The following is a 23,128-nucleotide window of genomic DNA, read 5'->3' as shown; positions in this document are numbered from 1 at the left end:
TTTCCATGCATGCCTTCCAGCGATATCTCCGTAACCCATCCGCAATTCTTGGCCTCGTTCTTCTCTTGGTGGTGGTTCTTCTGGCGCTTGGCGCCGATGTCATTTTCCCCCGCAACCCGCTGGCCTTGGCGGGGCGTCCGTTGCAATGGCCTTTGGCCAACGCGCGGTTCTGGCTGGGAACGGACAATTTGGGTCGAGACATTGCCGCGCAGATTTTTCATGGTGCCAGGATATCGCTGCTGATCGGCGTGGTCGCGACGTCCATCGCCGTCGTCTTGGGGATTCTGGTAGGCGCCGTTGCGGGCTATTATGGCGGCCTGATCGACGAGGTGTTGATGCGTTTGACCGACGCCTTCCAGATCTTGCCGAATTTTTTGCTGCTTTTGCTCCTGATCGCCGTTTTCGGCTCGCATATCGAGACAGTGGTCATCGCCATCGGCATGGTGTCTTGGCCAGCTCCGGCACGCCTGACCAGGGCGGAGTTCATGAGCCTGCGTCATCGTGAGTTCGTCGAGGCGGCGCGATTGTCCGGACTGGGTGACCTGCGTCTGATATTCAGCGAAATTCTGCCCAACGCCTTGCCGCCGGTGATCGTCTACGCCAGCGTGGTCATGGCTACGGCGATCCTGCTGGAAAGCGCGCTGGCATTCCTCAATCTGTCCGATCCCAATGTGTCGTCCTGGGGCAATCTCATTGGCCAGGGGCGTTCGGTCTTGCGGTCCGAATGGTATGTCTGCGCGATCCCCGGCATCGCCATCCTGCTGACGGTGTTGGCGGTTTCGCTGGTGGGGCAGGGGCTGAACGACGTTCTTAATCCGCGATTGGATCAGCAATGACCCCGCGCCTGTCAATCGATGACCTCAGCATTGCGATGCCCGAAGGGGCCGACAGGGCCTTGGCTCTCGATGGAGTCTCGCTGAGCATTGGCTCCGACGAGATCGTTTGCCTGGTGGGGGAGAGCGGTTCCGGAAAATCCATGACCGCCAGGGCGATTCTGCGCCTGTTGCCGCCGGTGGTTCGCCTGACCGGGGGGCGTATCATTCTGGACGGAAAGCAGGATCTGCTGCGTCTGCCGGAAGCCGGCATGCGTGCGGTGCGCGGCGCCCGCATTGGGATGATTTTTCAAGAACCGATGAGCGCTCTCAATCCGTTGCATAGCATCGGTGCGCAGATCGGCGAAGCTTTTCGGGTTCATACGGAGCTCGGGCGGCGCGAGATCGAGGCGCGCGTTCAGGCCTTGCTGGCCGAGGTGCTGATTCCCGATCCCCTGTCGGCCGTCAAGGCCTATCCGCATGAATTGTCGGGTGGGCAACGTCAGCGTGCCATGATCGCCATGGCCTTGGCGATGGAGCCGGGCCTGCTGATCGCCGACGAGCCGACAACGGCGCTTGATGTCACGACGCAGGCGCAGATCCTGAAACTTATTCGTGAACTGCAAAAGCGGAAGGGCACGGGCGTCCTGTTCATCACCCATGACTTCGGCGTGGTCGCCGAAATCGCCGACCGTGTCGCGGTGATGCAAGGCGGAAAAATCGTCGAGCAAGGGGCGGCCGAGGATATTCTCAACCGGCCACAGCATCCCTATACCCGTCGCCTGATCGCCGCCATACCGCCGCTCCATCCGGCGCCATCGCGCTTGCCGGAGAGGTCTGCCCAACTCCAGGTCACCGGTCTGACGAAGACCTATGGCGGCAAAGGGCCGTTTCGGAAACACGGCCGTGTCATCCATGCGCTAAAGGACGTGTCCTTCGATTTGCATCGTGGCGTCACTTTGGGGATCGTCGGCGAAAGCGGTTCCGGTAAATCCACCCTGGCGCGGTGCCTTGTTCGCCTGCTCGAAGCCGATAGCGGTCAGGTTCGACTGGATGGGATCGATTTGTCAGCGTTGTCGGCGAAGCAGTGGCAACGCGAAAGCCGCCGGATTCAGATGGTTTTTCAAGACCCCTTCGGATCGCTCAATCCTCGCCGCCGCGCCGGAGAGATCGTGGCGCAAGGGTCCATCGTTCGTGGCGAGCCTCGGAAACAGGTCCAAGACCGCGTCCGGCGGCTCTTCGATCTAGTCGGATTGGATCCCGATGCCACCTTACGGTTTCCCCATGAATTTTCGGGCGGCCAGCGCCAGCGCATCGGTCTCGCCCGCGCACTGGCGCTGGAGCCGGAGATTTTGATCGCCGACGAGCCCGTTTCGGCCCTGGACGTCTCCGTCCAGGCTCAAGTTCTGGATCTGCTCGCCGATTTGCGCGAACGCTTGGGGTTGTCGCTGGTCTTTATCACCCACGATTTGCGGGTGGCGGCGAAAGTGGCCGACGATATCCTGGTCATGCAGAACGGCGAGATCGTCGAATCCGGTCCGGCCAGCCAAATATTGCTGCATCCCAAGCATCCTTACACGCAAGCTCTGATCGCCTCCGTGCCTGGGCGTCATTGGACTCCGCCTGACGCGGGCACGGCAGATTCCGCCGCCTGACCGAATTGAATAAAGATAAAAACTAAGCGTGGCCTTAAGGCTTCGCACCGCCTACAGGCGCCGCCGGGACGTCGAGGGCTTGTGCCTCATCCCGCCGGAGCCCATGACGCGCGTCGGTCTTACTACCAAGTCTCGGTGATCGGACCCGATCCCCGAGCCCTCAATCGCCGGGCGGGATACATCCGTATCCCTTGGCTTCGCGCCAACGATGGCGCGGGCCCTCAATGGGCCGGACCAAGTCTCGATGAGTCGTCCTCATCGAGACTTGGTCTTACCAGTCTGCCAGGCCGGCGATGGTCTGGGTGGTGATCGAGCAACCGTGGCGGATGACCGAACGGCGCCAAACGCTGGATGTCGGGACAAGGGCGTCGATAACGTCGGCGCGCAGCATCGCATCGCGTTCCGTGTCGGGGCGGGAGCTTTTCGGGGCTTTGAAGCGCAGCCACTGATCGAGCCGGGTGGCGAGGCCGGTGTCGCGACCGCGCGTGCCGAATTCGATCACGGCTCCGACCATCGGGCGATCGCCGAGAAAGCGCGCAACGCCGTGGAAAACCAAGCCCTGGTAGTCGGGGCGCGCCAGTCCGTGAGGACGTTGCCCCTTCACGCGATCCTCCCCCCACCACAGAGCCGCACGTTCCTGTGACGGGCTGTTTTCCTCGTGGAAGCACAGAAAAAACGGTTCGCCATGGTCGCCGATTCCCGTATGCCAATCGATGAAAGCCACCTTTTCGGCCGAGTGCAGATGGTCGTCGATAATCATCTGCAAGGTGACGTTCGACCACGCGCGCTCGGTCCCGCCATACATCACGCCTTCCGGATGGGTGTATTGACCGCGTGCCAGCACGTTGAACCAGGCATCGTCGCCATGGACCGCGCGGAAGCGTTCGAGGGCATCGGCCGCAGCGGTGAGGCTTGTCTCGGTCCATTCGTCCGGAACCAGATGCGGATGCAGTTCGGCATATCGGGAATTTTCCGGAGGGGGAGCGGTGTGGTCGATGAAATTCCTGTTCAGATCGACGTTGCGTTCGGTCGTGCGTGTGGTATGGGCGAAGCCATAGGGATTCAGCCCATGCAGGAGGACGACGCCAACATTCTCCGGCAGGGTTTTTCCGACCGAGGTCAGCCAGGCGACTTGAATGGCCGAACCGGCGGCGCCTTCCAGGCCATGCGTACCACTGACCATCAGGAGGATCCGGCTCGCCGAACGGGGGCCGACGCGAGCGACGTCGATGACCAATTCCTCTCCGGCGGGTCCGTGGGCGGTGGGATGGACATAGGCGGTGACTTCGGCGCCGAGCGCGTCGGCGGCGGTGCGGAACTTGCGCCGGGCTCCGGGATAGTCGGCGGAAAAACAGGACCAATAATCGGGATCCGCACTCATTGTTTTCCTCCCTCGAAAAAACGTAAGGCGACACCCGCCGCGTCCTTCGCCTGCACCAGTACCGAGCCGTCGTCAAATCCGCGCGAAGCGATGCCGTTGGCGTCCAGGAGCGCGCGCAGAGCGGCGGTGGATCGCGTTCGCAGGGCAAGCGCGACCATCCGCTCGGATCCGTCCGTGGTTGCTTCGATCTCCCCGAACCGGCGGTCGACTTCGGCGGGGGGAAGGATATGAATCCGGGCCGGACCGGCCTGGAAAACATATCCGTCTCCGTCGGCCGTCAGGATTTCCGGACCGAACAGCTTGCCATAAAGCGATGCCGTATCTCCCGGGGTTTCGCTGGCGATGACCAGACCCAGGATTTCGGTCACGCCATTCGGGTGGTCCCGCCATTCATCGCGCCAGATGAGTTCCGGGGTGAAATGATGGCAAAAGAAGGTACGACCGTTTCGAACCAGGTCGGCACCTAATCGTACCGTGCGGAAACGCGCTTCCGCGGGACCGGATGGCAAAGTGACGGGGCGCACGAATTCAAAGGGGGCCTCGACCGGAATGCCGAGCGCTTCGATCGCATCGTGAAGCGCCGATGAATCCGTCGTTTTGAAAACGAGGCCGGTCACCCCGGGCGGAAAGGCCAACAAATCCGGGCGCTTATGCTCATTTCCGGGTTCAAGGCCCAGCAATTCGACGTAGGTTTCGCCGAAGACCAGGAGATGATTGCTGGTGCCGAACGGATGATGACCCCGTTTGGTCGGATGGAAACCCAGTTTGCGATAGGTTTCGCAACCCTCGTCGAGTCTGGTGCGAACATTGATGACGATATGATCGAGTATCGGTTGGATCGATCTGCTCATCGGTGGCCTCTGAAATTTTTCCCACCCATATGTAAATATTGTCGAGTGTAAATGTAAATGGGGATGTTTTTCACCGTGAATTTCCCGGGAGTTCATCGACCCGTCCACCGAAGACCTTCGGTGGTGCTGCAAAAAAGACCTACCCAGAAGCGTCTGATTTAGATATATTAAATATATACGACCATAAATAATACCGGTTTCTCCTGGTGAAATAATCGAATTGGAGTGTCGTCCAGTCGATTCCTGTGTGGATGGGGAAGGGTGACGGGGCATGATATTAAAAAGTATTTTTTATAGTATTTGTCTTTCTATCGCTCGTAGATTTGGCAAAAACAATATTTTTATCAAATATAAAATTGGTATTTCCCATCGCATTGTCGCGGTGATGCTCTTTTTTTCGGTGATGCAGCCGGCTTTCGCCGTCGATTCGGTAACCGTAGGCTTGTCGGTATATCCCAGCGTCGCCGATGGTGGAATTTGGGCGGTCGGCGATGAACTTGGGCTCTGGGAAAAAGAAAATCTGGAGGTCAAGGTTCTGACATTTCAGGGCGCGGGCGTCCTGGTGCCGCAAGTGGCTTCCGGCAATGTGACCATCGGGTTGCCGAGTCCGGAAACTATTCTGGCCGCTTTCGCGGCGGGACAAACAAATCTGCCGATACGGTTTTTTTACAATGTGATTCCGGTGAATACGATGGAGTTTGCCGTTCTCGCAGATTCTCAGATCCACGAAGTCGCCGATCTGAAGAACAAGAAGATTGGTGTCGGTGCCCTGACCTGGGGCAATATTCCGAGTACGCGCGCCGTTCTGAAAGAGGCAGGCCTGAAGGCGGCCGATTATAGCATCGTGCCGGTCGGTGTCCTTTCGTCGGGTTTTCACGCTTTGACGGCTGGCGAAGTGGATGCGCTGAATTACAACAGTGGTTGGCATGACATTCTGGAGCTTTCGGGGACACCCCTTCGGCGTATCAAGCTTCCCGGCGTGATCGGAGCGATGTCGGCCAATGCTTTCATCGCCCATGCTGAGGCATTGGAGAAAAATCCTGATCTATTCATTCGCTTCGGGCGCGCCTTCACGGCGGCCGAGGTGGCTTGCGCCGCCAATGTGAGATTCTGCGTCGAGGCGTTCTGGCGGCAACATCCCGAGGCTCGTCCGAAGGAGGGGGATCTCCCGCAGGCCGTGCAAAATGCCGTTGAGGTGGTGCGGAGACGGTTGGATCGGATCACGCTGTTTCCCGACGGCTCTCCCCGCGAGCCGGGCGCCTTCGATCTTCTGGCGATCCGCCGCTATGTTCGGCAAATGGCTCTGGATGGCGAGTTCGTCTCCGACAATGTCCCGGTGGACCAGCTTTTCACCAACAGGCTGGTGGCTGATTTTGCCAAATTCGATTCCGGCGAAATCCGGACCCAGGCCCGGCTCGCGCAATGACGGCAGCGAATGGGCGGGCGGTCGGCGGGCCTGTTTTGGAACCGGTTCCAGTGGCGTTCACGGCCGAAAATGTTTCGGTGTGCTATCAGACGCGGAAAGGTGCCATCGAGGCCTTGCGCGACATCAACCTGGATATCATGCAAGGCGAATTCGTCGCCGTCCTCGGGCCATCTGGTTGCGGTAAGTCCACGCTCATGAAGATCGCGGCCGGGCTGATCATACCGACGTCCGGACGGGCGACGCTTGCCGGGAAGCCGCTCGATCGGCCAGGGCGCGACGTCGGAGTCGCTTTTCAAAAGCCCAATCTGCTCCCTTGGAAGAGCGTGTTCGACAATGTGATGTTGCCGGCCCTGACACTCGGCCTGCCGCGTGCGCCGGCGGAGAGGCGGGCCATGGAGTTGTTGGCATTGGTCGGACTGTCGGCTTTTTCTGCGAATTATCCGGCCGAATTGTCGGGGGGTATGCAGCAACGGGTCGGAATCGCCAGAATGTTGCTGCATGATCCGCAACTGCTGCTGATGGACGAACCTTTCGCCGCCTTGGACGCCATGACCCGTGAAACACTGGCCTTGGAATTGCAGCGGATCTGGCTCGGGCAACGCAAGTCCGTGCTGTTCATTACGCACAGTATCCAGGAGGCGGTTTTTCTGGCCGACCGAGTGATTGTCATGTCGTCGCGACCGGGCCGCGTTATCGACGACGTCCCCATTACTCTCGCGCGTCCCCGGAACACGGACACTTTGAGCAGCGCACCCTTCGGCGATGCTTGCCGCTATCTCAGGGGTCATTTCCAATGAAATATTTGGCGGCGCTTCCGGCATTCATCTATCCGCTGGTGAGCCTGTCGGCAATAGTCGGTATCTGGTTCGCCGCCGTGCGTCTTTTTGTGATACCGGACTATCTCCTGCCGCCGCCGTGGCAGGTTTTCGACTTATTGGTAAATGGGTTTGTCGACGGTGCCCTCTGGCCGCATATCGGCGCCACGCTCGTCGAAACCTTGGGCGGCTATGTGGTCGGATCGGCGCTCGGGATCGGTCTCGGCGTTCTGCTTGCCGAATCGAAGATGTTCGAGCGCTTCCTGCTTCCCCTGTTAACAGGCCTGCAGGCGGTGCCCAAGGTGGCGCTCGGGCCGATTATCCTGGTGTGGTGCGGCTATGGCGTCGCCTCGAAAATCGTTCTGGTGGTCCTGGTCTGCTTTTTTCCGCTCTTCATCAATACCATCAATGGACTGCGGCGTGCCGACGAGGACCTTCTCGACGCCTGTCGGGCGTTTTCCGCATCTCGCGCTTTTCTGTTCCTGCATGTGAAACTGCCATCGGCGGCATCGGAAATATTCGGCGGTTTGCAGATCGGGATTTCACTGGCACTGATCGGTGCCGTGGTGGGGGAGTTCCTGTCCTCGCAGCGTGGGCTCGGATATCTCGTCAGTTCGGCCTCGGTCAATATGAGTGGCGCGACGATGGTCGAAGGTGTGCTGCTGCTTGCCGTCATCGGCATGTGCGGTGCCCAGATGGTTCGAACCCTGCATCGGCATGTCGTTTTTTGGGAAAGTCGGGAAACCCGAACCGAGAGCCGGCGGCGAAGGGGGAAAATGATGGTGTGGGAGGGGTAGGCCATGAGTGGAAATCCTGATCCTGAGGACAATCGAAGCCATATCGAAGGCGAGGTGTTCCATGCCGGAGAGCGGGCCGTTCAGACGCTGTTCGGTGTAAGGTCGCGGGTGGCGGAAAATGGCGCGAGGGCGATCCGGCCTTTCATAACGGAACAGCAAGGGGCTTTTTTGGGGGGGCTGCGCTATGTCCTGATCGGGACGCATGACCTGGCCGGTTCCCTCTGGCCGACGGTACTGTTCGGGGCTCCCGGCTTCATCGTGCCGATCGGTCCTGCCTCGCTGGAAATTCGGACCGGCCTGGATAGGGGCGATCCGGCGGTTGCGGAATTGGTGCCCGGACGGTTCCTCGGCGTTCTGGGGATCGATCTGGCGGAAAGGCGCCGTGTTCGCATGAACGGACGTTTGGTGGAAGGCGGGGACGACGTGATTCGCGTCGAGGTGGATCAGGCGTTCAACAATTGTCCGCAATATATTTGGCCGCGGTGCCTTCCTCATCTCCAACAGTCGGCACCCATTTCCTTGCCGTCAAAGCCGAAGTCGCTGGAATTCGTAGATGCCGAGATCGGCCGGATCATCCGCGGCGCCGACACCTTTTTCATCGCCAGTCGTCACTCCGGTGATGCGGAGCCTCGCTTCAACGGCGTTGACATTTCCCACCGCGGGGGCCGGCCGGGGTTCCTGGAGATTTGCGACAACACCATTGTTTGGCCTGAATACACGGGAAATTCCTATTTCAACACCCTTGGAAATCTCCTTTTTGACGCTTCCTGTGGCCTTCTCGTGCCGGATTTCGAAAACGGCCGATTGCTGCAGTTGTCGGGCAGGGCCGAAATCCTCTGGCCGTCGCCATTGGGGAGCGAGCCTCGAGAGGACGGGCCGCAGATCAATTGCCGGGTTCGCTTCCGGCCTTCGGAAATTTTTCTCCGCACCAATGCCTTGGCGGGAGCATGGCGGCTTTTAGGCAGGGCGCAATTCAAGGCCGGGCAGCTTTAGGGCCCGCCTGCGGCGTCGTTTGCCCTTCGGGCTGCGAAGGCTTCGCGCTAATCGCGCCAGCCTAAGTCTCGATGAGTCATCCTCATCGAGACTTGGTATAAGGCAGCTCTTTTCTACCGCTTAGCGAGAGGGGGGACGGTGGAGTCTTCGTGGTTGTTTGCGGATGCGAAGCGGGGGGCGCCTGATCGGTTTCACGGCAACGGCGGCGGCATCTGCGACAATGCTTTGTGACGCTTTGCGGGCGCGTTCGAACAATTCCTGTTCTCCCATCAGGGCCGCGACATTGGCGATCGCCTGATAGGACATCAATTCGAAAACCAATGCTTCCACGTCGACGTCATCGGCTATTTTCCGCGCCAGTTTGGCTTCTTCGATCCAATTTCGCAGGCGCTGACGGCCAAGCGTGCGGTATTCCGTGATCTTGTCGCGAATAACGCCATCGCGCGTCCGATATTCGCTGCTGACCGCGTTCAGAAAACAGCCGCCGGGCAGGACTCGCCTCTCGACAAAACTGAACCATGACTCGATCCATGATCGGATGCGGGCCAGAGGGTCTCGCTGTTGCTCCGCCGGTTCGATCACCATCTGTCGGAACAGTTCCATCGCATGATCGAGAATCGCCAGTTGCAACTTTTCCCGGTCACCGAAAAGAACGGTAATATTCCCCTTGCCGACCCCGGCTTCGGTGGCGACGCGCCCGATGGTCAAACCATCGAGACCTTCGGCGGACGCGATCAGAATGGCGTGCTCAAGAATTTTCGAGCGAGACCGGAGTCCGCGAAGACGCCGGCCGTCATTTTCGGCGATGCTCATGCTCTCGCCCTTCCATTCAATTCCAGGCTTTTGATGGCTTCAGAAATAAATACATACGTATACATGACTAAGTTATAGACGATTTTGACCGGTCTCTCAATCCCTATGCCATATGGGAGTCGGAAAAGAGTGAAAAAACAGGCTTTTCTATAGAAATTGGCAGTGTGGCATGCAGCGAAAGAAATATACCAAAATAGTAGATAATTGTAGTTGTATAAACGTACGATCGTGTATATTCTTTAGAAGTTACATGGCGGTTGTGTGCTATTCGGGATGGGAGTGAAGGGGATGGGTTCTGTGGATAATGCGATTTTGCGCAATTCCGGTGTGGTTCTCGTCCGAAGCGGGAGAGGCGTCCGATGTTCGTTCTGTCTGCCCGTCCAATCCGGCAGACAATGGCTCCGTCATCGGGAGGGACCACCATGCCCGCGTTGGAAAAACTGATAAAGATCTCGAAGGACCGCTCCTATGACGTCTATGAAAGGTTCCTTTGGCCGGAACGGGTCTCGGAAGACGCCTTGTGGTGCGATGAGAATCTTCTCACGACATATGGCACCCCGTTGCATGACCGGCTTGACGAGCGACAGCGCATCGCTTTGAGCAAATGGGAGGCGATCAATTTTTTCAGCCTCAACGTTCACGGCATCAAGGACGCGATCGCCTTCGTCTGCAACCGGTTTTACGATCGGCGGTATGAGAAATATTCAGAATATCTGCATTTTTTTCTTTCCGAAGAAAATGCGCATATGTGGTTCTTCGCCAAGTTTTGCCTCGACTATGGTGGAAAGATTTATCGGACGCTATCCGTCAAGACGGATGATGCCAGCTCTGCTCTTGTCAGCGACCTCTACATGTTTTCCTCGACTTTGATCTTCGAGGAATTCGTGGGGTTCTATAACCAAAAGGTCGGTAATAATGATAGCGTTCCAGAAATTATTCGAGAAATAAATAGGCAGCATTATATTGATGAATCTCGGCATGTTCAATTTGGCCGTGAAGTCATAAAAGATATTTATGAAGAAATAAGGCGAACCGATCCGAATTGGGAGGGACGCCATGCCGAAATAGAGAAAACAATAAAGCGAATATTTCTTCATTTCATCGGATTGATGTATAGCCCGTCAGCCTATGCTGATGCTGAGACCCATAAGTCTCTTGGCTTCTCTTCGGCGCCGGAATTGAGAAATGTCCTGAGAAACGCGCCGGAACGCTCCGCCTACCATGCCCTATGGTTCAAGAAGACCGCCAAATATTTCGAAAATCTTGGGGCAGTTTCGAGTTCCGATTTTCTGTGAAACCTGTTTCGCGGAGGACGATGTCTCCGATGGATTTTCGGACGACACCCGGTTTCTGCCGTCAATTTTAACGGATGGGCACGCACATGACAAAAACGGAACGTAACCTGGTTACGCTGTTTCATCAAACGGCGTCCCAATATCCCGAGAAGGTCGCGATCGCACGCGGCGACGATACAATTTCCTATGCGGCGTTGGAACGACGCGCGGCTTTACTCGCGGGGGTCATCAACCGGTCCGTCGGCTCCGGCGTTCGCGTCGCCGTTTTTGCCGACAAAAGTTTCGGATGCTATATCGGCATCCTGGCGATCCTGTATTCGGGTAACACCTATGTGCCCGTCAGCAAGGTATATCCGGCCGAGCGCAATGCCGCGATCCTGAGTGCCGCGGGCGTTGAGGCGATCATTTACGAGCCGTCGCAATTCGAAGGCGTTGCCGCCATTCTGTCGAAAACCGACAAGACCGTGATCCCCCTGCCGGTCGCGAGACATCCCGCTACCGATTTGAAGGGTGACGATGTCGGCGCTGAACCGGATATCAGCACGTTTCTCAACAGAAAACTGGCTGATATCCCGGCTTATGTCCTTTTCACTTCGGGAAGCACCGGCAGGCCCAAGGGCGTACCTATTTCCCATGCCAATGTTCTCCATTACATCGACGTCGTTGCCGAACGCTATACGTTTTCCGATGCGGACGTCTTTACGCACAACTTCGAATTGACGTTCGACCTTTCGGTCTTCGACTTGTTCGTACCTTGGCGGCACGGAGCCCATTTTTGCGTGCCGAGTTTCATCGATATCGCCTCGCCGCATCGTTATCTGACGAAGCACAAGGTCACGGTCTGGTTTTCGGTGCCGTCGGTGATAACAATCCTGCGGCACAACGGCCTTTTGGGAAAAGGCAAGTTTCCCAATCTGCGCTTCAGCCTGTTTTGCGGCGAGGCTTTGAGTTGGGACGCGGCTTTGGCCTGGGCCGAAGCCGCTCCGAATTCGGTGGTGGAAAATCTCTATGGTCCGACCGAGTTGACGATCAGTTGTTTCGTCTACGAGGTGTCGCCCCGTGTGGTTTTGAACGACGAACAGGCGAAGGCCACCGTGCCGATTGGGCAGATTCACCGCGGGCATCGCTATCTGCTGATCGATGAAAGCGGCAATCCTGTCGGAAAAGGACAGGAGGGCGAATTGTGCGTTTCAGGAAAACAAAAATTCGCGGGCTATCTGAACGAACCGGAAAAAACGAAAGCGGCGCATGTCCTGTGGGCACATGAGAATGGCGAGTTGATGCTCTATTACCGCACCGGAGATCTCGTGAGGGAGGACGATGACGGTATCTTGCAATATATCGGTCGTGTCGATCATCAAATAAAAATAAATGGTTTTCGGGTTGAGCTTGAGGAAATAGAAACCGCCATCTACAAAATTACCGGAGCGTTTCACGTCGTTGTCAGAAGTGTCCGTTCCATAAACGAAAATATTGGCGGAATTCCGGCAACTCTTGTCGCCTTTATCTCTGGGGCGCCGGGAAATGAGGACGATCTGAAGCGTCAGCTCCGGGAAATTCTTCCGCATTATATGGTGCCTGACGAAATTGTCTGGATAACCTCGGCGTTTCCCGTGAACCAAAATGGCAAAGTCGATCTCGGCGCCTTGCTCAGACTGTCGTCCGTTGCTGCTCATGCCGAGAGACACGCCTAATACCAAGTCTCGATGAGGATGCCTCACCGAGACTTGGGATAACGTCCGGATTTCTGAATTGGCTTCGTTTTGACAATGCCATGTGAGGACCGTCGCATGAATGGACGAATAGGCGTTGATCTGGTTCCAATCGACCGCGTGAAACGGATGATCAATGGAAGCGCGATCTCTGCGCTTTACGCGATGTTGACCGAGAAAGAGGTTTCCGAATGCCGACGTGCCGGCGGATTGGACGAATTCTCCATTGCTGGGCGACTGGCGATCAAGGAAGCGGTTTTCAAGCTATTTCATTGCCGTGACGGCGTTCTTCCATGGAGTGACATCCATGTCTCTTCGACCGAGGGGGGCGTTCCCGCGGTCCAACTGAGTGGTCGCGCGGCGGCTTTGGCCAAAGGCGCCAATCTGACGAGCGATATTGCGGTCAGTCTGTCTCACGACGGCGATTATGCAATCGCCGTCGCCGTCAGCCTGGTCGACCAATAGGCATTCCCATCGATACCGTCGAGGTTCTCATGAGCACATTGAAGAATGCGAGAATAGAGGTGGTGAGGGCGTGGATCCTCGCCAAACATCCGGCACAAAACGAGCTTCCCGGCGAGCTCGATTTAATCGAGGCGCGTCTGGTCGATTCGCTGTCGTTCGTCGAGTTCATCCATGTGATCGGCGAGGCGAGCGGCAAGGAGGTCGATCCCGAGAATATCGAACTCGATAATCTGCGGACGCTGAATGCCATCAGCCAGGCTTATTTCTGACGTCAACACCAAACTTCATGAACGAGGACGCGTCATGGAAACCGTATCCTACACCGCCCAATGGACAGCCGCCGCCCGCGCCGTCGAATCGGAGCGAGGCGAGGCGGCCCTCTTCAGGGACGATTTCGCCAGATATCTCGCCGAGCCGAAAGGGTTCGAGCTGCTTGAGAAATACAAGGGCAGCGGTGTCGCCGAATATGTCGCCATCCGTACCAAATACGTCGATGACGCGATCGAACGGTTTCTGGAAAAAACCGGTATCAGGCAGATCGTGCTGGTTGCCAGTGGCATGGACAGTCGGGCCTATCGTCTGCCATGGCCGGATGATGCTGTCTTGTATGAGGTCGACCACGCTTCCCTGTTCGACGTGAAAAGCAGCCGGCTGGAAAAGCTGTCGGTGCCGCGAAGGGTCAGGACGGTCGAAGTCGGGGTTGATCTCGCCGGCGATTGGTTGCCTGCGCTGGAGGCCAGCGGCTACCGGTCCGACGAAAAGACGCTGTGGGTCGCCGAGGGGTTGCTTTTTTTCCTGACCGAGGTGCAAGCGCATGGCCTGTTGTCGACGCTGGCGCGGGCATCTTCTCCAGGAAGCCGTCTGATCACCGACATGACGAGCGCCACCCTTCTTCGGCATCCGATCACGCAGTCTTTTCTGAATTCCTTGAGGAATGACGGAACGCCCTGGCTGTTCGGTTCCGACGATCCACCGGCATTTTTGCAGAGCGCAGGCTGGACGCTGACGGATCTCAGCCAGCCGGGAGAACCGGGAGCCGGTGAGGGGCGCTGGTCCTATCCGGTGTTGCCTCGGAATGTCCCGGGGGTGCCCCGCAATTGGTTGATCACCGGTTCGAACGGGTAGTGTGGCTTTTCGGAGGGCGATCATGAGCGTGACGACACTCGAACGTATCGAGTCCCACTTGCCCGCGCGGTCGATTCGAATCGATGACCTGGCGGAACGGCTGTCCCTTCGTCCTACCGAAATCGGAGTGTTCCGGAAAATATATGGTCTCGACAGATTGCATTTCGATACCGATTTGGACTTTTTCGATCTGCTGTTGCCGGCAGCCAGACGAGCCTTGCTCCATCTGCCGACCGACGGTTTCGTCGCTTATGTCATCTACGCCCATACGGTGCAGACGGTGGCGCCGCCCGACATCGATCCTGCTCAGGTGATCAAGCGCGAACTCGGTATTGAGGGAGCTGAAGCCTTCGCCCTAAACCAGCAGGCCTGCGTCAGCAGTCTGGGAGCCATTGATTTGGCCGGTACGCTGCTGCGTTCCGAGGCGCCGAAAGGGGCCTATGCGCTGATCGTTACTGGGGAGCAGGCTTTTAGTCCCAAGATTCAATTGATCCCCCACAGCGCCATCATGGCCGAAGGCGCCGCCGCTTGCCTCGTGACGCTGGATGGCGGAGGCGACAGGGTCAGATCGTTCGTCACCCGGACGCTCGGTCAATTTTCGGCGGGCCTTTTGATGACGAATGAGGAAATACGCGAACTGGGAGCTCTTTACGCCAAGACTCTTGCCCTGGTCATCTCCGAGGCCATCGCCGAGGCTGGCCTTCGTCCGGATGATATCCATCTGATCATTCCGCATAACGTCAATACCATTACATGGAAGCAGACGATCAAGGAGCTGGAAATCGGTATTGATAAGTTCTTTTTGGAAAATATACCCAAGGTTAGTCATTGTTACTCATCGGATGTCTTCATAAATTACACGACTCTTCTGGAGGAGAAGAGGCTCGTCGGTAATGGAAATTATGTTTTAGCTTCGGTGGGACTGGGGGCCACGTTCGGTGCTCTCGTCGTGACACGGAAGGAGTCCAATTGATGGGCTCTATCTCCAATTTGCACCTGTCGCGTATCGGCGATCTGAAAGAAGCTTTGACTGGAAGCAGAACGGCGACGTTCGTTTGGTTATGCAATTTCGAAGTCGAGGACGCATGGTCGAAAGGATTCACCGGGCTACCGGGAGGTGGGATTTCTGAAGCCAATTTGCTCGTCCAGCGAATGGAGGAACAGGGCATATTGATCGCCGAGCCGGGCGATTATGTGATAACCGGCCAGGCCATAGACCCTGAGTTTCTGTCTTATCTCGACCGTTGTGGATTGGGGCTGGCCGAGCAGATCGTCGTCGGCAATACCGACGGTAAGCCGACCAACGCGGCAGTGCTCGATTCTCCCGCCGTCTTGGCTGAACTCAGATCCCTGGCAAAATGCGGGGCCTATCTGATGCCGATGGGAGTCTCCGGTGTCGAGGAGACGATTGCCGCGGCCACCGGTTTGCGGCTGGCGGGGCCTCCATCTTCGGTCTGCGTGACGGTCAACAGCAAGATCTACAGTCGTCGTCTGACCGATCGGTTGGGGTTGCGGCCGATTGCGGGACGCGCTTGCGAGACGGTCGACGCGTTGCGCTCGGCCTTGCTGACGGATCCTTGCGGACCTTATCCGTTGATCGTGAAGGACGCTTATGGAGTATCCGGGAAAGGCCTGCTGGTGCTGCGATCGCCCGATGCCGCTGCCGGCTTGTTGCGCATGGTCGAAAGACGCGCCGAACGGCGCGGCAGCGACGCGCTTCATGTGGTTGTCGAAACCTTCCTCGAAAAAAGGTTCGACCTTAACTATCAGATTACCGTCTCGCGGACTGGGCAGGTCACCTTCGATTTCGTCAAGCGAGCGGTAACCGAAGGCGGTGTCCATAAAGGGCACGTCATTCCCGCCGGACTGACGGCCAGGCATTATGACGAGATCCGCGACGCCGGCCTGCGGATCGGAGCGGCCCTTCATGGCGACGGCTTTTTTGGCGTGGCCGGCGTCGATGCCCTGCTCGACGCCGAGGACGTGGTGCGTCCCGTGCTCGAAATCAACGCGCGCCTCAATATGTCCACGTATCAAACCCGTGTGCTGGAGCGATTTTCGCACAGCCAAGGACATGCGCAGGCCCAACAATTCAACGTCCATGTGGACGGCGCATCGGTTCCCTTTTCGCGAATCCTGGATGTCTTCGGATCCTTGCCGACGGTACCCGTCGATGGCGAGGGCGTCCTGGTGACGTGCTTCGGTACGGTCAACGCCTTCGCCGGCAGGAAGGAATCCTATGACGGCCGTCTCTACGTAATGTTGTTCGGTCGGAGCGCCGAACGATTGCAGTCACTTGAATTCAAGGTCGCGCAGTCCTTGTCGGTCTTGTCCAAATGAACATTGCAAACAAACCGTGAAATGGAGAGACGCCATGCCAAACGACTTCTCCTCCACCTCTTACTCCGCCTTGTCCCCCGGCTCACTACCACTTTCGACACCGGCTTTGGCCGCTTCCTATGCCGAGCTGCTCGAAAGGTTCGGTTCGCCGCTGTTTGTTTATGACGCGGACGTGATTAGCGCCCGTTATCGGCAATTGCGCGGAGGGTTGCCCGCGGATGTCGATATTTATTATTCTCTCAAGGCCAATCCGAATGTCAGTGTTTGCGCCCATCTCGGGCGTCTGGGGGCCGGCGCGGAAGTCTCCTCGCTGACGGAATTGCGGACGGCGCTGTGGGCCGGAATTCCACATCACAAGATCATTTTTCTGGGGCCGGGGAAAAGCGAGGCGGAGTTGACCGCCTGCGTCGAATGGAATGTTGGCGCGGTGATCGTCGAATCCCTCGATGAATTGTTTGATCTCGACCGGATCGCTCGCGAGCGAGGAGTCGATCATGTCGATGCGCTGATCCGGATCAATCCCGATTTCGCCGCCAAGAGTTCCGGCCTGACCATGGGAGGAAAACCCCGCCAGTTCGGTATCGATGTCTCTGCGGTCCTGGCCGCTGCGGTTTTGCTGAAAAGCCTGGAAAAAGTCCGTGTAAGGGGGCTTCACGCCTATCTCGGCACTCGATTCCTCGATTATCGGGAAATCGTCCGAAATACCGAAAACATACTGAAGACGGCGGAAACGCTCAAACAAGCCCTCGATATTCCGCTCGATACCGTGGATTTCGGTGGTGGTTTCGGCATCGCTTATTTTGACAATGAGACGGATCTCGACGTCGACAGCCTGTTGCCGGAATTGGCGGCGCTTATCGACGCGTTCGTCGCGGCCAATCCGGGCAGTCGGCTGATTACCGAACAGGGGCGCTTTCTGACGGCGGAGAGTGGGTCTTATCTGGTCAAGGTCCGTTACATCAAGGAATCCATGGGGGAGAAATTCGCCATCGCCGACGGCGGCACCAATCATCATATGGCGGCCGTGGGCATCGGCAGTTTCGTCAAAAGAAACTATCCGATCGTTTCCTTCACCGATGGTTCCTCCGGCGCGGAGGAGCATGCGACCGTGACCGGCCCGCTTTGCACACCGAACGACGTCATCGGCAAGCGCGTGTTATTGCCGAAGATCCGGCGGGGAGACGTTCTGGGGATTCGGCGTTCCGGGGCCTATGGGCTGACGGCATCGCCGGGATTGTTCCTGGGGCACGGTTTTCCAGCCGAAGTGCTGATCCTGGATGGGACGCCGCACCTCATCCGCAGGCGGGATACGGTCGATGATTTGCTGTCGCATCAGGTTCTGGCCCAGCCATTCACGGCATGACGTCATTTCATGGAGGTGAAAAATGCAGAGGGAATCCATCGTTAAGGTGGTTGGCGCGGTAATCGGGAAGGTCGTCTCGCGCGATATCGGCGACGCCTCCGAAAACACGGCGCTATTTGACGACATCAATCTGGACTCCACCTCCATTCTCGAGGTTCTCCTTGGATTGGAAGACGAATTCAGGATTGAAATCGATCCTGACGATTTGGATATGGACAGCTTTCGCACGATTGGATCTCTGGCCGATTATGTCGAGGCCCGTCGTCCGCTGTCCCTGGGGGGCGAATGAGCGCCCGGATGAATATCGTCGATACTCGCCATGTGGTGTTTCCGGCCCGGCCATCTCCCGGCTTCGACCAGGCGACCATCGACTTCTACAGGGATCTGGTCCAGCCTTTCGGTCGATCTGTCGACGAAGACCTGTTGAGCAGGGGCGGAGGGATCCAGCACCGCGACATCATTGACGATTTGATCCGGGATGACTTTGCCTACCGACCGGATTTGATCGTGATCGCCCATGCCCTGCCGGATCTGTTGCCGTTTACGGTGGTGGGCCCTTATCTGGATCATCGGCTCAATGGCGGCGCGACTTGTTTCGGGATCTCTCAGCAGGGGCTCGGGGCGCCGTTCACCGCGCTGCGGACCGCTCTCGGCTATCATCGCGTGTCGCGGTCGCGGCTGGCGGTAATCGCCATCTTGGAACAGACGACTCTTCCCAGTCGTCATCCGGTCGCGGAAGAAAGGGAGCTTCTGGATTCCGGCGTGATCCTGGTGTTGTCGGAAGACGCTGGTTTTCCCATCTCTCAAGTTCTGCTTCTTGACCCGGAAACGCCGGTCCGGTCGTCGATCACCCGTCATATCGATAAGGAGGCGGGGGCGACGCTGGTGATCCTGGGGGCTTCCGTGGATGCCGGCGATCTCGACTGCACGGTCCAACGCGCGGATGCGCGGCATTACTGCACCGGTGTTTGGGTGGCTCTTTCCCAGGCGTCCTCGCGGTTAAGGGACACTTTTTCGACGATCATCCTTTGTGATACCGACCCCGTTTCGGGGGCCAGTTATATCGCCGTCCTGCGGGCGTGAGAGCTATCACCGGAAAATTCATTGCGAGGAGTGGCAACGATGTCTGAGCGCGAGCCGGCGGCGTCAGGTGCGATCAGGGTTCTCGCTCAACCCGATCCGTTCGACAGTGCGCTGTTTTTCTTTCCCTATGCCGGAGGCAGTGCGAGTTCCGGACGCCGCCTGATCGGGGCTTTACCCGACAATGTGCTGGGGGCCTCGATCCAATATCCGGGGCGGGGTGACCGGCGTCACGAGGATCAGGTGGGAAATATCGAAAGACTGGCCGAAATCGTTTGCGAGGAGATCGTCGGTTTGTCCTTTCTCAAGGAAAAGCCTCTTTTCCTATTCGGGCACAGCATGGGGGCCGCGCTTGCCTTCGAGGTCTGCCGTCTGTTGGAAAATGCCCAATGGCGGCCGGCGCGGCTCATCGTCTCGGGACGGCGCGCGCCGTCATCGGGATTGGGTTTTCCGCCCCCCGCCAATGACGACGCGATTCTGGCCCATCTGAAGGAAACCGGAGCGGTTCCGGAAACGCTTTTGAAGAAAAGTACCTTCCGCGATTCGATCCTGTTCGCCGTCAGGAACGATTTCAACGCTAATGCCCAGTACAAGGCAGGTCCGGATACACGGCTTCATTGCGATATTCTCTTCCTTCTGGCGGCATCCGATCCCTATGTCGATGAGCATGGTGCGAAGGAGTGGGCGGCGCATACCGAAGCCGACTTCACCATCGCCCGGTTCGATGGCGGACATTTTTTCATCGACGAGAATCTGAGCGCCCTGGTTCCAGCCGCTTTGCGGGGGGTGGGCCGGTGACGAGTCCGATCCCGGCGATGCGGTCGAGAAGCTGGCTTTCCCAAAGGAGATAAACTCTCAGCGCGTCCTGTCGATGTTGGACGTTTGAGGCATGATCGGGTCCCTGATCAATGGCTGATGTCGGTTCGGGAAGCCCACTTCGCCGACCGACGTCACAAATCGTCGATCAGGCGGTCCTGGACGACCTTTTGCCACCGTTGCTGTTCAGCGCTGACCAACTGCGGCAGCGCCGCCGGATCGGCGGGGATTTCGGCATAGATGTTCCGGTATTGCTGTGCCACGGTCGGATCGGCCAGGGCCTTGCCGATATCGCGGCGGATGCGATCGACGATATCGCCGGGCACTTCGGCCAGGGCGAACAGCCCGGACCAGGGAAGCACCACGCCGCCGGGGTAGCCAATCTCGGCCAGGGTCCTGATAGCGGGAAGGTCCGCCAAACGATGATCGGAAACCGTGGCGAGGGCTCTCAACTTACCGGCCTGGATCTGCGGCAAGGCCAGTTGAGCGGACAGGTAGGCAAAGTCCAAACGTCCGCCGAGCAGATCGATCACGTATGGTGGTGAGCCTTTGTAGGGAACGACGAGAGCCTGAATATTCGCCGTCTTCAGAAACAGGCTGATTCCAAGATGGACCGAACTGCCGATGCCGGCATGGGGAGTGCGCAGACTGCCTGGATTGGCCTGACCGGCGGCGACCAGCGCTTCGAGCGAGGTCCAGGGGGAGTCGTTTGCGACGACGATCAGATTGGGTGGCGTTCCGAACGAGCCGATGGGAACGAAGTCCTGGATCTTGAATTGCGGTTGGGGTTCGATCAGTGGGTTCAGAACGAGAAAGGTCGCCCCGGACAACAGCGTATAGCCATCCGGCGGAGCATTTTTGACCGCCATCGTTCCGATCGTTCCGTTGGCGCCTGGCCGGTTCTCGACGATGACCGGGGTGCCCCATTGCGCGGACAGGTTCTGGGTCAGAATACGCGTCGTAATGTCATTGGGGCCGCCGGCCAGATAAGGAATGACGACCTTCACCGCTCGTGAAGGATAGGGCGTATCCGGACGGGCGCGTGCCTGAGGACCGATGCCGCTTATCGCGCCGAAGAGTCCGGCGGCGCTCAGGGCCAGCAATTTCCGTCGTGTTTTCGAGATCTTTTCCATGGCGGCCTCCTTGGTTGAGCAGAAGCGTTGGACATCCGTTTCAGGTTTCGGCGCCGGCGCGCCAGGCGACAAGCAGCTGGGTCGCGATCAGCAGGGCGCTGAAGCCCAGGAACAGTCCGCTGATCGGCTGGTCGATGAACACCATGAGATCGCCGCGGGAAAGCAGCGCCGCACGGCGGAAATTTTCCTCCAAAGTCGGACCCAGCACATATCCGAGGATGATCGGCGCGACCGGGAATTCGAGGGAGAGCAGAATTGCGCCGGCGACACCGCAAACGAGTATCTCGGCCACTTCGAACAAACTGTTGTTCATGCTGTAGACGCCGATGGCGATAAAGAGGATTGCCGATGGAAAGAGATAACGATAAGGCACTCGCAACAGTCTGACCCAAATTCCGATCAAAGGAACATTGAGTATAATAAGTAAAATATTGCCGACCCAAAAGCTGGCAATCAGACCCCAGAACAAATCCGCGTGTTCTGTTATCAGTTGAGGACCCGGCTGCACGCCGTGGATCAGTAGCGCGCCGAGAAGCAACGCCATGACCGGGTCACCGGGGATGCCGAGGCTCATGGTCGGAATGAAATCGACTTGCGTCTTCGCATGCGATGCCGCTTCTGGACTGGCAACACCTTCGATCGCGCCATGCCCGAAGCGCTTTTGATCCTTGGCGACTTTGCGTTCCAACGCATAGGCGACGAATGTCGTTATCGTCGGACCGGTGCCGGGCATCGCCCCGAACAGCATGCCGATCAGCGTTCCCCGGACCATCGGAAAGAACGAACGCTTGAGTTCGGCGCGACTGGGACGCATGTCACGCATTCTTATCCTGATCTCATCGCCACGGGTCTTCATCCGATTGACGTTGAGCAGAAAATCGGCGATGCCGAAAACGCCGAGCGCGAGCGCGATGAGCTCGATTTTTTCGCTTAGTTCCGGCAGGCCGAAATTGAAGCGCTGGACACCGGTGTTCACGTCGGTGCCAACGGTGCCGACAAGGAGGCCGAGGGCGGTCATTGCGATTCCCTTGAGCGGAGGACCGCGCGACATTGTTGCGCCGGCCAGCAATCCCAAAAGCATGATCGAGAAGACTTCGGTAGGTCCGAAACTGAGGGCCGCGCGGACGAGCAGGGGCGAGGCGAAAATCATGACGACGATGCCCATCGATGCGGCGAAAAAAGATGACAGCATCGTAATGCCCAGCGCCGCTCCACCCCTGCCTTGCAGGGTCAGCGGATAGCCGTCCAGGCAGGTCACGGCGTGCGGCGGATGGCAGGGGAGATTTAATAATATGGCGCCGATCGCGCCGCCATATTGCGAGCCGTAGAAAATTCCCGCCAGCATCAGAATCGCCGGGATGGGGCTGAGTGAATATGTCAGGGGCAGCAGAAGCGATATCGCCGACATCGCTCCCATGCCGGGCATGACGCCGATCAGATTACCGAGCAGCACTCCGAAAAAGGACCATATCAAATTATGGAATTCGAAGGCGACGCCGAAGCCTTTCCATAGATCCTGCAATGCCGGCGCCATCATCGCGTCAGTTCCACGTTACAAGCGGAATCTGCACGCTCAGGGCCCACCAGAATACGATGCCGCTGACGATCGACAAAGTGGCGGCGAGGATCGCCGCCTCGCGCGGCGTGTTGTCGCAATCGCCCAGCGCCGCGATGAAAACGGTGGAGAAAGTCGCGGGCAGAAGTCCTCCGTGCCGGCTCACCACGATGAAGGCGATGATGGAGAGCATGATGCATGTCCAGCCGCGCAGTTGCGTTCTTGGCTGCGTGTCGGCACCGGTCGCCGCGACCGTCCCGGTTCGGTGCGGAGACAGCGCGATGCCGATTCCGCTCAGCAGCAGTATTGTGCCGACCGCTGCCGGAAAGTAACCGGGGCCCATCTGCCGGAACGTGCCGACATGGTACTGAATACTTTGGATGATCGCCGCAAGCCCGATGAAGGTCATCAAGGATCCGCCGTAGTAGGCGATGCGGCGGTCCTTGCGGTCCAAATCCCGTCTTTTCGACATTGCTCGTATTCCTGCGTCAATCAACAGATGCGCCGATCGAAATGAGGCTGTCCGAAAAATGGGGAACCGGCGTCATGTCGATTGTCCCGATATGCCGTGTAATATATGTAATCGAGCGTAAATAAAATTGTGTAGATAGCGATTTCGCACGGGACACCAGCGTTTGTCAATAGACTGGGTGGAAAGTTTCTGGTCGGCGTGAGACGGCCTATCCGGCCCCGTGGCTCAT

23 protein-coding genes are annotated in these 23,128 nt (G+C 57.9%); 17 read left to right on the top strand and 6 right to left on the bottom strand.

Features of this window, described 5'->3' with window-relative positions; genetic code table 11:
- Positions 1-5 precede the first annotated feature (5 nt).
- Together CWS72_RS23585 and CWS72_RS23580 are read left to right on the top strand one after the other, a co-directional pair.
- On the top strand, positions 6-836 hold the full coding sequence (locus CWS72_RS23585) for an ABC transporter permease (RefSeq protein ID WP_101253104.1): 831 nt from the start codon (positions 6-8) through the stop codon (positions 834-836).
- Positions 833-2,467 (top strand): ABC transporter ATP-binding protein, encoded by a 1,635-nt coding sequence (locus tag CWS72_RS23580; protein WP_101253103.1) that lies wholly within the window; start codon positions 833-835, stop codon positions 2,465-2,467. Before CWS72_RS23585 ends, CWS72_RS23580 begins: the two co-directional genes overlap by 4 nt.
- Positions 2,468-2,738: 271 nt before the next feature.
- On the opposite strand, the gene CWS72_RS23575 is transcribed toward CWS72_RS23580, so the two are convergent.
- Both CWS72_RS23575 and CWS72_RS23570 read right to left on the bottom strand, forming a co-directional pair.
- The gene (locus tag CWS72_RS23575) at positions 2,739-3,848 is read right to left on the bottom strand and encodes a M14 family metallopeptidase (RefSeq protein WP_101253102.1); all 1,110 of its coding nucleotides are present in this window, start codon (positions 3,846-3,848) and stop codon (positions 2,739-2,741) included.
- Positions 3,845-4,699, bottom strand: a complete 855-nt coding sequence (locus tag CWS72_RS23570; RefSeq protein WP_101253101.1) for a VOC family protein — start codon at positions 4,697-4,699, stop codon at positions 3,845-3,847. Before CWS72_RS23570 ends, CWS72_RS23575 begins: the two co-directional genes overlap by 4 nt.
- A 271-nt stretch (positions 4,700-4,970) precedes the next feature.
- Between CWS72_RS23570 and CWS72_RS23565 the strand changes: the two genes are divergently transcribed.
- Genes CWS72_RS23565 through CWS72_RS23550 form a run of 4 tightly spaced genes read left to right on the top strand, consistent with a single transcriptional unit; the run spans position 4,971 to position 8,730 of the window.
- Positions 4,971-6,125, top strand: coding sequence for an ABC transporter substrate-binding protein (locus CWS72_RS23565; protein ID WP_101253100.1), 1,155 nt, complete (start codon positions 4,971-4,973; stop codon positions 6,123-6,125).
- A gap of 50 nt (positions 6,126-6,175) precedes the next feature.
- Positions 6,176-6,922, top strand: a complete 747-nt coding sequence (locus CWS72_RS23560) for an ABC transporter ATP-binding protein (protein WP_199175936.1) — start codon at positions 6,176-6,178, stop codon at positions 6,920-6,922.
- Positions 6,919-7,737, top strand: a complete 819-nt coding sequence (locus CWS72_RS23555) for an ABC transporter permease (protein ID WP_101253098.1) — start codon at positions 6,919-6,921, stop codon at positions 7,735-7,737. The genes CWS72_RS23560 and CWS72_RS23555 overlap by 4 nt, the downstream gene beginning before the upstream one ends.
- A gap of 3 nt (positions 7,738-7,740) precedes the next feature.
- Positions 7,741-8,730, top strand: a complete 990-nt coding sequence (locus CWS72_RS23550; protein ID WP_101253097.1) for a pyridoxamine 5'-phosphate oxidase family protein — start codon at positions 7,741-7,743, stop codon at positions 8,728-8,730.
- Positions 8,731-8,850: 120 nt separating this feature from the next.
- Here CWS72_RS23550 and CWS72_RS23545 read toward each other — a convergent pair whose 3' ends face one another.
- Positions 8,851-9,543, bottom strand: coding sequence for a TetR/AcrR family transcriptional regulator (locus CWS72_RS23545; RefSeq protein ID WP_199175935.1), 693 nt, complete (start codon positions 9,541-9,543; stop codon positions 8,851-8,853).
- Positions 9,544-9,902: 359 nt separating this feature from the next.
- Here CWS72_RS23545 and CWS72_RS23540 point away from each other — a divergent pair, with 359 nt between their 5' ends.
- The 11 genes from CWS72_RS23540 (at position 9,903) to CWS72_RS23490 (ending at position 19,721) form a co-directional block, all read left to right on the top strand.
- On the top strand, positions 9,903-10,838 hold the full coding sequence (locus tag CWS72_RS23540) for a diiron oxygenase (RefSeq protein ID WP_101253096.1): 936 nt from the start codon (positions 9,903-9,905) through the stop codon (positions 10,836-10,838).
- Between the two features lie 86 nt (positions 10,839-10,924).
- Complete coding sequence (locus CWS72_RS23535; protein ID WP_158240797.1) at positions 10,925-12,532, top strand: amino acid adenylation domain-containing protein; 1,608 nt, start codon at positions 10,925-10,927, stop codon at positions 12,530-12,532.
- 96 nt (positions 12,533-12,628) lie between these two features.
- Positions 12,629-13,015 (top strand): holo-ACP synthase, encoded by a 387-nt coding sequence (locus tag CWS72_RS23530; RefSeq protein WP_101253094.1) that lies wholly within the window; start codon positions 12,629-12,631, stop codon positions 13,013-13,015.
- Positions 13,016-13,044: 29 nt separating this feature from the next.
- A complete protein-coding gene (locus tag CWS72_RS23525) occupies positions 13,045-13,284 on the top strand; it encodes a holo (protein WP_101253093.1) in 240 nt (79 codons plus the stop codon).
- Positions 13,285-13,318: 34 nt separating this feature from the next.
- The gene (locus CWS72_RS23520) at positions 13,319-14,140 is read left to right on the top strand and encodes a class I SAM-dependent methyltransferase (RefSeq protein WP_101253092.1); all 822 of its coding nucleotides are present in this window, start codon (positions 13,319-13,321) and stop codon (positions 14,138-14,140) included.
- Positions 14,141-14,162: 22 nt separating this feature from the next.
- Positions 14,163-15,113, top strand: a complete 951-nt coding sequence (locus CWS72_RS23515; protein ID WP_199175933.1) for a 3-oxoacyl-[acyl-carrier-protein] synthase III C-terminal domain-containing protein — start codon at positions 14,163-14,165, stop codon at positions 15,111-15,113.
- Positions 15,113-16,480: a preATP grasp domain-containing protein gene (locus CWS72_RS23510; protein ID WP_101253091.1), complete on the top strand. Its 1,368-nt coding sequence runs from the start codon at positions 15,113-15,115 to the stop codon at positions 16,478-16,480. Before CWS72_RS23515 ends, CWS72_RS23510 begins: the two co-directional genes overlap by 1 nt.
- A gap of 34 nt (positions 16,481-16,514) precedes the next feature.
- On the top strand, positions 16,515-17,843 hold the full coding sequence (locus CWS72_RS23505) for a type III PLP-dependent enzyme (RefSeq protein WP_101253090.1): 1,329 nt from the start codon (positions 16,515-16,517) through the stop codon (positions 17,841-17,843).
- Positions 17,844-17,865: 22 nt separating this feature from the next.
- Positions 17,866-18,132, top strand: coding sequence for an acyl carrier protein (locus tag CWS72_RS23500; RefSeq protein ID WP_101253089.1), 267 nt, complete (start codon positions 17,866-17,868; stop codon positions 18,130-18,132).
- 8 nt (positions 18,133-18,140) lie between these two features.
- Complete coding sequence (locus tag CWS72_RS23495) at positions 18,141-18,926, top strand: hypothetical protein (RefSeq protein ID WP_146002847.1); 786 nt, start codon at positions 18,141-18,143, stop codon at positions 18,924-18,926.
- Positions 18,927-18,965: 39 nt separating this feature from the next.
- Positions 18,966-19,721, top strand: a complete 756-nt coding sequence (locus CWS72_RS23490; RefSeq protein WP_101253087.1) for a thioesterase II family protein — start codon at positions 18,966-18,968, stop codon at positions 19,719-19,721.
- Between the two features lie 152 nt (positions 19,722-19,873).
- Here CWS72_RS23490 and CWS72_RS23485 read toward each other — a convergent pair whose 3' ends face one another.
- From CWS72_RS23485 to CWS72_RS23475, 3 genes are read right to left on the bottom strand one after another with little or no spacing between them, the layout of a single operon-like run.
- Positions 19,874-20,872, bottom strand: a complete 999-nt coding sequence (locus CWS72_RS23485) for a Bug family tripartite tricarboxylate transporter substrate binding protein (RefSeq protein WP_101253086.1) — start codon at positions 20,870-20,872, stop codon at positions 19,874-19,876.
- A 40-nt stretch (positions 20,873-20,912) separates the two neighbouring features.
- Positions 20,913-22,409 carry a tripartite tricarboxylate transporter permease gene (locus CWS72_RS23480; protein WP_101253085.1) on the bottom strand — a complete coding sequence of 499 codons (1,497 nt, stop codon included), beginning with the start codon at positions 22,407-22,409 and terminating at the stop codon, positions 20,913-20,915.
- A 4-nt stretch (positions 22,410-22,413) separates the two neighbouring features.
- On the bottom strand, positions 22,414-22,899 hold the full coding sequence (locus CWS72_RS23475; RefSeq protein ID WP_101253084.1) for a tripartite tricarboxylate transporter TctB family protein: 486 nt from the start codon (positions 22,897-22,899) through the stop codon (positions 22,414-22,416).
- Positions 22,900-23,128 lie beyond the last annotated feature (229 nt).

The organism is Telmatospirillum siberiense, assembly GCF_002845745.1.
GTDB classification, from domain to species: Bacteria; Pseudomonadota; Alphaproteobacteria; order Rhodospirillales; family Magnetospirillaceae; genus Telmatospirillum; species Telmatospirillum siberiense.
Note: the sequence above shows the minus strand (reverse complement) of the source record. Positions and strands in the feature narration are given on the sequence as shown.